The sequence below is a fragment of the Myxococcus sp. AB036A genome, assembly GCF_006547355.1.
GTDB lineage: Bacteria > Myxococcota > Myxococcia > Myxococcales > Myxococcaceae > Myxococcus > Myxococcus virescens.
Genome location: NZ_VHLC01000177.1, coordinates 1 through 8,811, shown reverse-complemented (window position 1 = coordinate 8,811; position 8,811 = coordinate 1). Strand labels below are relative to the sequence as shown.

Here is an 8,811-nt window from a genome sequence, read left to right as displayed (position 1 = left end):
CGGGTGGGTGGAGAACAGGGCCATGACTCCGCCACGGTGGAGCGGGTTGACGATGAAGAGGTGGGCGGTGGCCGGGGCCCTGTCGTAGGGAATGGCCTCCGCGCCGCGTTCCAGCTTCAGCAGGGCATTGGCGAGCGCGTCCGGGTCGCCCGCCAGCTCGGCGCCCGTCTGGTCCGCTCCGTACTCCCGTGAGCGGCTGACGGCGAGCTGGAGCAGCGTGGCGGCGATGGGGGCCACCAGCAGCAGGCCCAGGTTGGCGAAGGCGCTGCCCAGTCCGCCGCGCTCGTCGTTGTCGCCCCGGCTGAGCATGGAGCCGCCGAACCAGAAGAGCATCTGCGCGGCGTAGCTGATGATGCCGGCCAGGGTCGCCGCCACCGTGCCGATGAGGGTGTCCCGGTTGCGCACGTGCCCCAGCTCATGGGCCAGCACGCCTTCCAGCTCGCGCCGGTCGAGCAGCTCCATCAGGCCCGCCGTCACCGCGATGGCGGCGTGGCTCGGGTTGCGGCCCGTGGCGAACGCGTTGGGCGCCGCCGTGGGGAGGATGTAGACCTTGGGCTTCGGCATGCCCGCGCGGGAGGCCAGCCGCGCCACCATGTCGTGCAGCCAGGGTGCCTGCTCGTAGGGCAACGGCCTGGCGCCGTGGATGGCCAAGGCAATCCGGTCGCTGAACCAGTAGGAGCCGAAATTCATCACCACCGCGAAGAGGCCGGCGAAGAGCAGGCCTTGCGGGCCGCCCAGTCGGTCGCCGATGACGAGCACCAGGGCCGTGAGCCCGGCCAGCAGCACGGTCGTCTTGAGCGCGTTGCCCACCCGGTGCCAGCCGCCTCCGCCGTGCAGTGCTGGCCGGTCTGGGCCAGCGCGGGCCGTATCGTGGGAAGAGGAAGAATGGAGCGCCATGGCCGCCTCGTTTCCGGAGACCCCGCGGGGCCCTCTGGAAACGTAAACCAGCGCGAGGGCTCGGCAATGACGGGGGACGGCACGCCCCCGGGACAGGGGGCAGGGGGCCTGGCTGCAACGGCGCACCCTCCACCCAGCCCCTTGCCCCTTACCGCGACACGCTCCTACGGGCGCTCGGCCGTCGCGCCGCGCAGCGGAGAGCGCAAGCGGATGGGCGGCGATTCCGGCGCGGGGCGGATCCACCGCTTGGGCGCGAGGCCGTCCACCTCCCGAGCGAGGTCCACGTCCGGGTCCACCAACAGCTCCGCGGGGCGGCCATTGAGCGACACCTGGGCGTCGACGTGGACCTGGACGCGGCCCTTGCCCTGCGCCTCGAAGTCCCGGGCGATGTGCCGCGCCAACTGGAGGATGAGGTCCGGCTGCACCGACATCTCCCGCTCCTGGAGGCGGGTGAGGTACTGGCTGGGCGCGACGTGCCACTCCCGGTCCGACGCCGGGTCGCGGACGATGAATGTCACGCTGCCGTTCTTCTCGCGCGCCATCACTCGCCAGGAGAAGCGCATGCCCTGCTCGTGCCACAGCACGTTGCCGCCGTAGAGGTGGGTGCGCAGCGGAATGGCGACCTGTATGACGGCGTAGGTCAGGGCCAGTCCGAGCGCCACCTGTCCCTTCCAGCCGGGAGCGCTCAGGGCGGGCGTCGCGGGCGTTTCTGACGCGGCCGAAGTCGCGACGGACGACCGCGCGAGGCGGGCGCGCAGCGCGTGGTACAGCCGCCGTGGCCAGGAGGCTTCGAAGAAGACCAGGGCCCCGGTGACCATGATGAAGGGGAACATGCCAATGGGAAACAGCGCGGAAGTGGCCGCGTGGAACCCGAGCACCACCACATAGGCGAAGGGCCGCAGCTTCCGGGTGAGGAGGAAGGCGACGATGGTGGTGTCGAAGAGGAATCCCGACCAGGCCGCGACGTAGGCGACCCAGGGCTCGTCGAGCATGGGGCCGATGAGGGGCAGGCTCGTCCGAGCCGACAGCCAGATGCTGAGCGGCTGGGCATGGAGCAGCCAGTCACCGGTCAGCTTCGCCAGCCCCGCGAAGACGTACACCACGCCCACCTGGAAGCGCAGCAGCAGCGTGCACCACGAGGGCAGCGAGTCACTTCGCAGCGCGGGCTTGCGCCAGGCATCCACCGAGAAGGCCCGGTGCGCTGGCACGACGAGCATCAGCCCGAGGAGCAGGCTCACCAGGTAGTAGTGATTGAGGTAGTTGCTGACGTCCACGAGCTGGACGTAGGTGAAGGCGACGAACAGCAGGCCCACTGTCACGCGGTAGAAGAGGCCCGCCGCCATGCAGAGCCCGAGTATCGCGAGCGCCGCGAAGACAGCGTGCATCCACGGCGCCGGCAGCGCGGGCACCCAGCCGAAGCCCCAGTAGGCGAAGTGGAAGCGAGGGCCGGTGAACAGCACGTCCACCCAGCCGTAGGCGAGGAACCGGACCGCTGAGACGAAGATGAGCAGCCCCATCGCCACGCGGAACGCCACCAGCGCCGCGATGTCTCGCGGCGCCAGCAGCACCTTCCAGATGCGCTCGGACGCGGGGCGCTCGCCGGACGCCACCTCAGTCATTGTCCCCCTCGACGGACTGGGGCAGCTCCAGGTCCAGCACGGTGACGAGCTCCGTCTTGAGCACGTCCGTCACGCTCTTGATGACGTCGTACATCGTACGCATCGCGGCCTTGTCCTGAGCCAGGACCGTCGCCAGGTCTTCACCCGGAACAGCGTCGATGCCCGCCGCCGCCGCCGCGTTGCGCTCGCGCAGCTTCGCCGCCAGCGCGCCGGCGCCCGAGGCCTCGAGCAGGTCGTCGAAGCCCGTGCCGGAGAAGTTCTCGCCGCAGCCTTCCGTGATGCGCCGGTAGCCCACCAGGTTGGCCCGGATGTTCGCCTTCGAGCGCGCGGCGAACTGTGACTCCAGGTGCTCGGGGCACGTCGACGTGGCGCAGTCCCGCAGCGCCAGCGGCCGTGCCACCTTGAGGTCCTTCACCTCGCGCTCGAAGTAGAAGATGGCGTCGCTCACGGAGTTCAGCGCCGCCTGCGTGGAGGGGTACACGGCATTGCCGGAGCCCGCCGTCGTCAACGTCCGGCCGAAATTCTCCTGGTCCGGGGCCCACGCGTTCACCAGCGCGTCCGCTCGTCGGCGGACGTCGGCGGCCACCACGGCGGCGTACGCACGCTTGCGCGCGGCCCGCTCGTCCGCGGACAGCTCCGCCCACGTGCCCTGGGACACGATGACGGAGGTGCCGGGGCAGGCGGTGTCGTTGCCCTCGAAGAAGAGCAGGTACTCCAGCGCGTACAGGCCGCGGCGGCTCACCAGTGAGCTGTCGAAGCTCTCCGACTCGTAGCTGCGGTTGACGATCTGCTCCTCGAGGGCGCACCGGCTGACCAGGGGCCACGAGTAGATGTTGTCGCGAATCTCCGCGCCGCCCGGGAGGCTGCGGGGCGCGGCGGGACCGAACTGCATCACCTCCGCCACCTGCCACACGTCCATGGCCTGGTGGTAGGCCTCGCGCGCGGCGTCTCGCGTGGTGGCATCCGGCGTGGCCGCGTGGGCCGCGACGGCGCCCTCCAGCGCGGTGGCCGCGGTCTGGAACTCACGGGCCGTCTGCAGCACACAGGCCCCGGACGACTCCAGCAGCGCGGCGCGCGTCGCCGCCACCGCGTCGTTCGGATTGTCCGTCCCTGCGTCCTGCGGGGTCACCTTGTCCGACTTGCACGCGGACAGGGAGAGGAGGGCGGGCACCGCGAGCGCGATGGCGCGCGCACGCAGGACGGAGAGGGGGCGCGATGACTCGGTGTTCATGTCCGGGCTCGCTAACACGCCGATGTTGTTAATGACAATCAACTTCAAAGTTTGCCCGGGGAAACGTGCGGGTTTCCACAGGTTGGGTGTTGACCCGTCGCGGTCTTCCGGAGTACGAGGCGGACACGAAGAAACTGATAACGATTATCGTTTGCAGTTCGACGAGTTCCTTGAGGAGGGGAAAACATCATGTTGAAGACGGTGAAGCACCGTAGCTTCCTGGTGCGTGGAGCCGCGTTGGCGCTCACGCTGGCGTGCATGACGGGCTGTGGCGACGACGACGAGCCCACGCCGACGCCTGACGCGGGCACCAACACGGACGCCGGTACGGACGCGGGCACGGACCCGACGCCTGACGCGGGCACCGGCGCGCTGGACAGCGACATCGCGGTGGTCCGCTTCAACGAGGACGGCACGCACGACACGACGTTCGGTGCGGGCGGCGTGACGCACGTGGACTTTGGCGCCGGCCGCGACGGCACGCGTGACTCGCTGTGGGACGTGCGAGTGGACGGCACGGACCGCATCGTGCTGTTCGGCAACAAGCGCGCGGACGGTACGCGCGCGGACACCGACCGCGTGGTGGCCCGCCTGACGGCGGCGGGCGCGCTGGACACGACGTTCGGCTCGACCGAGACGCCCAACGGGTTCAGCGTCCTCAACCTGTCCAACCTGAACGACGGCATGCGCTACGGCTTCATCCAGCCGGACGGCAAGATCATGACGTCCGGCTACACCTCCATGCCCACGGGCGTGGGTGCGCAGGCGGCCAACCGCATCGTGCTGCAGCGCCTGAACGACAACGGCAAGGCGGACGACGCGTTCGGCTGGAAGGGCGTCGTGACGTCCGCGCCGTTCCAGGCCCAGAGCGAGACCAACCCTGAGTGGGGCATGGCCGAGGCCTACGCCGTGGGCATGCAGTCCAACGGCAGCTACGTGACGACCGGCTACGGCCGCTCCGCGTCCTCCGGCACGGTGGACCTGGTGTCCTTCCGCTACACCGCCACGGGCGCGCTCGACCCGACGTGGGGCACGGGCGGCGCCGTGGCGCTGGACCTGGTCGGTGACAACGACCGCGGCCGCAACCTGGTGATCCTGAACGACGACCGCGTCCTGCACGTGGGCAGCGGCTCCCTGGGCGCGCAGAACAACCAGGCCCTCCTCCTGGTGCAGACGCCGGACGGCCAGCCGGACACGACCTTCGCGCCGGAAGGTTACAAGACCTTCAGCCTGGACCGCCCGGAGCAGGCCTTCTTCGGCGTGGCCAAGTCGACGGACGGCAACTGGGCCGCCGCGGTGGGTTACCGCGCGGGTGGCAACCAGAACGACGACGGCATCCTCGCCATCATCCCCACGAACGGCTCGGCGGAGGAGGTCATCATCAAGGCCACGCCGATCTCCACCACGGAGAACGACCGCTTCTGGTCCGTCACCTTCGACTCGACCAACCGCATCTACGCGGCGGGCTTCGTGACCGAGGGTGGCGACAACCAGATGGTGGTGGCGCGCTTCACCACCGATGGCAACCTCGACACGACCTTCGGCACCGGCGGTATCGCGAAGATCAACGTCGCGACCGCGGCCACCGAGGAGACCGCTCGCGGCATCGCCATCCAGACGGATGGAAAGATCGTCATCGGCGGTCCCATTGAGAAGCGGTAATCGCTGACGCAGTGTAGAAGCAGGAGCCGGGGAAGGCGGTCCGCGCGCGGGCGGGCCTCCATCCCTGGCTCCTGGCTTTTGAGTCGTCGGACATCCCGGTCAGACAAGGTCGAAACGCTTCAGATGGCACTGTTCGAGCAGAAGCTGATGTGGGCGCGGAGCTGGACACTTCCGGCGCTCTTGCTGGCATGGGCCTCCCCGGCCGCGGCGCAGTCCGAGCCGCCCCAGGACGCCGCCGCCGTGGCTCCCGAGCCGTCGCAGGTGCAGGACGCCGCCGCCGTTCCTGAAGCGCCGCAGGCGCAGGACACCGCCGCCGTGGCTCCCGAGCCGTCGCAGGCGCCGGACACCGTCGCCGTTCCTGAAGCGCCGCAGGCGCAGGACACCGCCGCCGCGGAGACGCAGCAGACCGAGCCCGCGCAGGCGCCCGTGGACGACGCGCCGCTGGCCACCGAGCCCGCCGCGGGCGAGCCACTGGTGTTGGAGCCTTCACCCGAGGCGGTGGAGAAGAGATTCGAGAGCGTGGTGGTGGGCACCTCGGAGGCGCGCACGAGCGGCTCCATCCACGTGCTCAAGCCCGCGCAGTTGGAGCGCTTCGAGCGCGATGACCCGGCCGCCATCCTCCAGACGGTGCCCGGTGTGTACTCCCGCGGCGAGGACGGCTTCGGCCTGCGGCCGAACGTGGGCTTGCGCGGCGTCAATCCGGACCGCAGCAAGAAGGTCACCCTCTTGGAGGACGGTGTCCTCTTCGGCCCCGCGCCGTACTCCGCGCCGGCGGCCTACTACTTCCCGCTGGCCACGCGCATGCAGAGCATTCGCGTGCTCAAGGGGCCCTCGGCCATCCAGCAGGGACCGCAGACGGTGGGCGGCTCCGTGGAGTTCATCACCCGGGACATCCCCGCGTCCGAGTCCGCCTGGCTGGACGTGGCGGGCGGCGAGTACCTCTACGGCAAGGCCCACGGCGTCTTCGGCGCCAGCACCGAGCGCGCGGGCTTCCTGCTCGAAGGCGTCCACCTGCGCAGTGACGGCTTCAAGGAACTGGACACCGTTGGCGGCAACACGGGCTTCACCCGCAACGAGTGGATGGCCAAGGGCAGCTACCAGCTCGTCCCCGAGGGCCCCGTGCGCCAGACGCTCCAGGTCAAGCTGGGCTACTCGGACGAGGACTCGAACGAGACGTACCTGGGCTTGAGCAGCGCGGACTTCGCCGCCGCGCCGCTGCGCCGCTACGTCGCGAGCGCCCTGGACCACATGAAGTGGCACCGCACGCAGGTGGTGCTCAGCCACGAGCTCGAAGCGGGCGGGCTGGCCGTGACGACGTCCGTCTACCGGCATGACCTGAGCCGGACGTGGCGCAAGGTGAACCGCTTCCGCGGCGCCTCCATCGCCAGCGTGCTGGCGGACCCCACGAGCGCGCGCAACGCCATCTACTACGGCGTGCTCACTGGCGAGCTGGACTCGTCGTCGTCCCAGGACGCGCTGCTCATCGGCCCCAACGACCGCACCTACGTGTCCCAGGGCCTCCAGAGCATCGCCCGTTGGACGGCCACCACCGGGCCGCTGAGCCACAACCTCGAGCTGGGCGCGCGCTTCCACTACGACAGCATCCGCCGCCTCCACACCGAGGATGCCTTCCTGATGCAGGGCGGCCAGCTCGTGCGGACCAGCGAGCCCACGTACACGACGGCCGACAACAAGGACTCCACGCACGCCATCGCCCTGCACGCGACGGACGCCATCGGCTGGGGGCCCCTGGTGCTGACGCCGGGCGTGCGCATGGAAATCATCCGCTCGGCGTCGCGGAACCACCTGACGGGCACCGAGTCGAGCGGCGCGCTGGAGGTGCTCATGCCGGGCATGGGCATCTACGGCGCACTGACGCGCGAGCTGGGCCTGTTCGCGGGCGCCTATCGCGGCTTCTCGCCTCCGGCGCCCGGACAGCCGGACGCGGTGCTGCCGGAGAAGAGCATCAACTACGAGGCCGGCGCGCGGTGGACCCGCCGTGGCGAGCGGCTGGAGGCGGTGGGCTTCTTCAACGACTACTCGAACCTCACCGACATCTGCACGTTCTCCAGCGGCTGCCTCAACGATGCCCTCGACCGGCAGACGGACGCGGGCAAGGCCTACATCTACGGCCTGGAAGTCTTCGGTGAGAAGACCTTCCGTCCGGGCGGGGGCGTGACGTTCCCCGTCTCGCTGTCCTACACCTTCACGCGCACGCGGCTGCGTGAGGACTTCCAGTCGGCGGACCCGCAGTTCGGTAACGTGCGCGCGGGCGACGAGCTGCCCTACGTGCCCCAGCACCAGCTCTACGCCACCGCGGGCGTGGAGACGTCCTGGGGCGGCCTGGCCCTGAGCGCCTTCTATGTGGATGCCATGCGCGAGCAGGCGGGGCAGGGCGAGGTGCCTCCGGAAGAGCTGACGGACGCGCTGCTGACGTTCGACGTCAACGCAAGCTGGAACTTCTCCCGCTGGGGGCAACTGTACCTGAGCGCGCGCAACATCCTGGACGAGCAGGTTGTCGTGTCGCGCCGTCCCTATGGTGCCCGGCCCAACGCACCTCGGGCCGTCATCGTGGGCGTCAAGCTGGGCATCTGAAGCCCGGACACCCCCGCAGGCGGCGTCTCGCTTCTAGAGATAGAAGCGGTCCGTCACGCCCGCGGTGCGCTGGAGGATGGCGCTCCAGCCCAGCCACAGGGCGATGCCACTGGCATCCGCCCGCGCTTCCGCACCCAGGGCTCCCAGCGAGCCCGTGCACCCGGCCAGCGTGAAGCGTCCTGAATCCGTCAGGTGTGTGAGGAGGGCGCGCAACGTGGGCATCCCACGCGACTCGAAGCGATGGGTGACGTCATCGCGCCCCATGAAGTCCGGGTCGTCGAGCGCCCCATCGAGGAAGCGCTCCAGGGCCCACCAGAAGAGGTACACCTCCGCCTTGCGGCCAGAGGCCACGGCAGCGGCGGCGATGGACAGGCCTTGGTGCACGCGGTCGTAGTCGCCGCTGTGCAGGAAGACAACCACGTGGGTCGGGGGGGCGCTCACGCGGCGCTCATACCGCCCACAAGGCGCCAGCGTCCACCCACACGCCGGGAATGACCGTCCGGGCCCTTTGGCTTGCGCCTTGCCCGCCGCGCTTGCTAGGAAACCTCGGTCATTCGGGCACTTACGCGCCGTAGCACCTGGGCGGACCGGACTTCAACGAGATGGGCGACGACATCACAGCCAGACGCAAGGACGCGCATCTCGACCTTTGCTCGACGGGTGACGTCGAACCCAGTGGAAACAGCACCCTGCTGGAGTGCGTCAAGCTGGTCCACTGCGCGATGCCGGAAATGTCCGTGGAGGACGTGGACCTGTCCACGGCGTTCCTGGGCAAGCGGCTGCGCTACCCGCTGCTCGTCACCGGCA

6 protein-coding genes and 1 pseudogene are annotated in these 8,811 nt (G+C 69.8%); 3 read left to right on the top strand and 4 right to left on the bottom strand.

The annotated features are described in order from the left end of the window. The 3 genes from FL344_RS37300 to FL344_RS37290 form a co-directional block, all read right to left on the bottom strand. Positions 1 to 897 (bottom strand): zinc metalloprotease HtpX (locus FL344_RS37300; RefSeq protein WP_141621852.1); only part of this gene is annotated, 897 nt, incomplete at its 3' end. Between the two features lie 164 nt (positions 898 to 1,061). Further along, positions 1,062 to 2,516 carry an HTTM domain-containing protein gene (locus FL344_RS37295; protein WP_141621851.1) on the bottom strand — a complete coding sequence of 485 codons (1,455 nt, stop codon included), beginning with the start codon at positions 2,514 to 2,516 and terminating at the stop codon, positions 1,062 to 1,064. Beyond that, positions 2,509 to 3,747 (bottom strand): imelysin family protein, encoded by a 1,239-nt coding sequence (locus FL344_RS37290; protein ID WP_141621850.1) that lies wholly within the window; start codon positions 3,745 to 3,747, stop codon positions 2,509 to 2,511. Before FL344_RS37290 ends, FL344_RS37295 begins: the two co-directional genes overlap by 8 nt. Before the next feature lie 189 nt (positions 3,748 to 3,936). Between FL344_RS37290 and FL344_RS37285 the strand changes: the two genes are divergently transcribed. Further along, positions 3,937 to 5,409, top strand: a complete 1,473-nt coding sequence (locus tag FL344_RS37285) for a hypothetical protein (RefSeq protein ID WP_141621849.1) — start codon at positions 3,937 to 3,939, stop codon at positions 5,407 to 5,409. Between the two features lie 123 nt (positions 5,410 to 5,532). Then, positions 5,533 to 8,004, top strand: coding sequence for a TonB-dependent receptor (locus tag FL344_RS37280; RefSeq protein WP_141621848.1), 2,472 nt, complete (start codon positions 5,533 to 5,535; stop codon positions 8,002 to 8,004). Between the two features lie 33 nt (positions 8,005 to 8,037). Here FL344_RS37280 and FL344_RS37275 read toward each other — a convergent pair whose 3' ends face one another. After that, complete coding sequence (locus FL344_RS37275; protein ID WP_228558433.1) at positions 8,038 to 8,445, bottom strand: hypothetical protein; 408 nt, start codon at positions 8,443 to 8,445, stop codon at positions 8,038 to 8,040. Positions 8,446 to 8,606: 161 nt separating this feature from the next. Between FL344_RS37275 and FL344_RS37270 the strand changes: the two are divergent. After that, positions 8,607 to 8,811 (top strand): annotated as a pseudogene (locus tag FL344_RS37270) (type 2 isopentenyl-diphosphate Delta-isomerase); the annotation flags it as partial.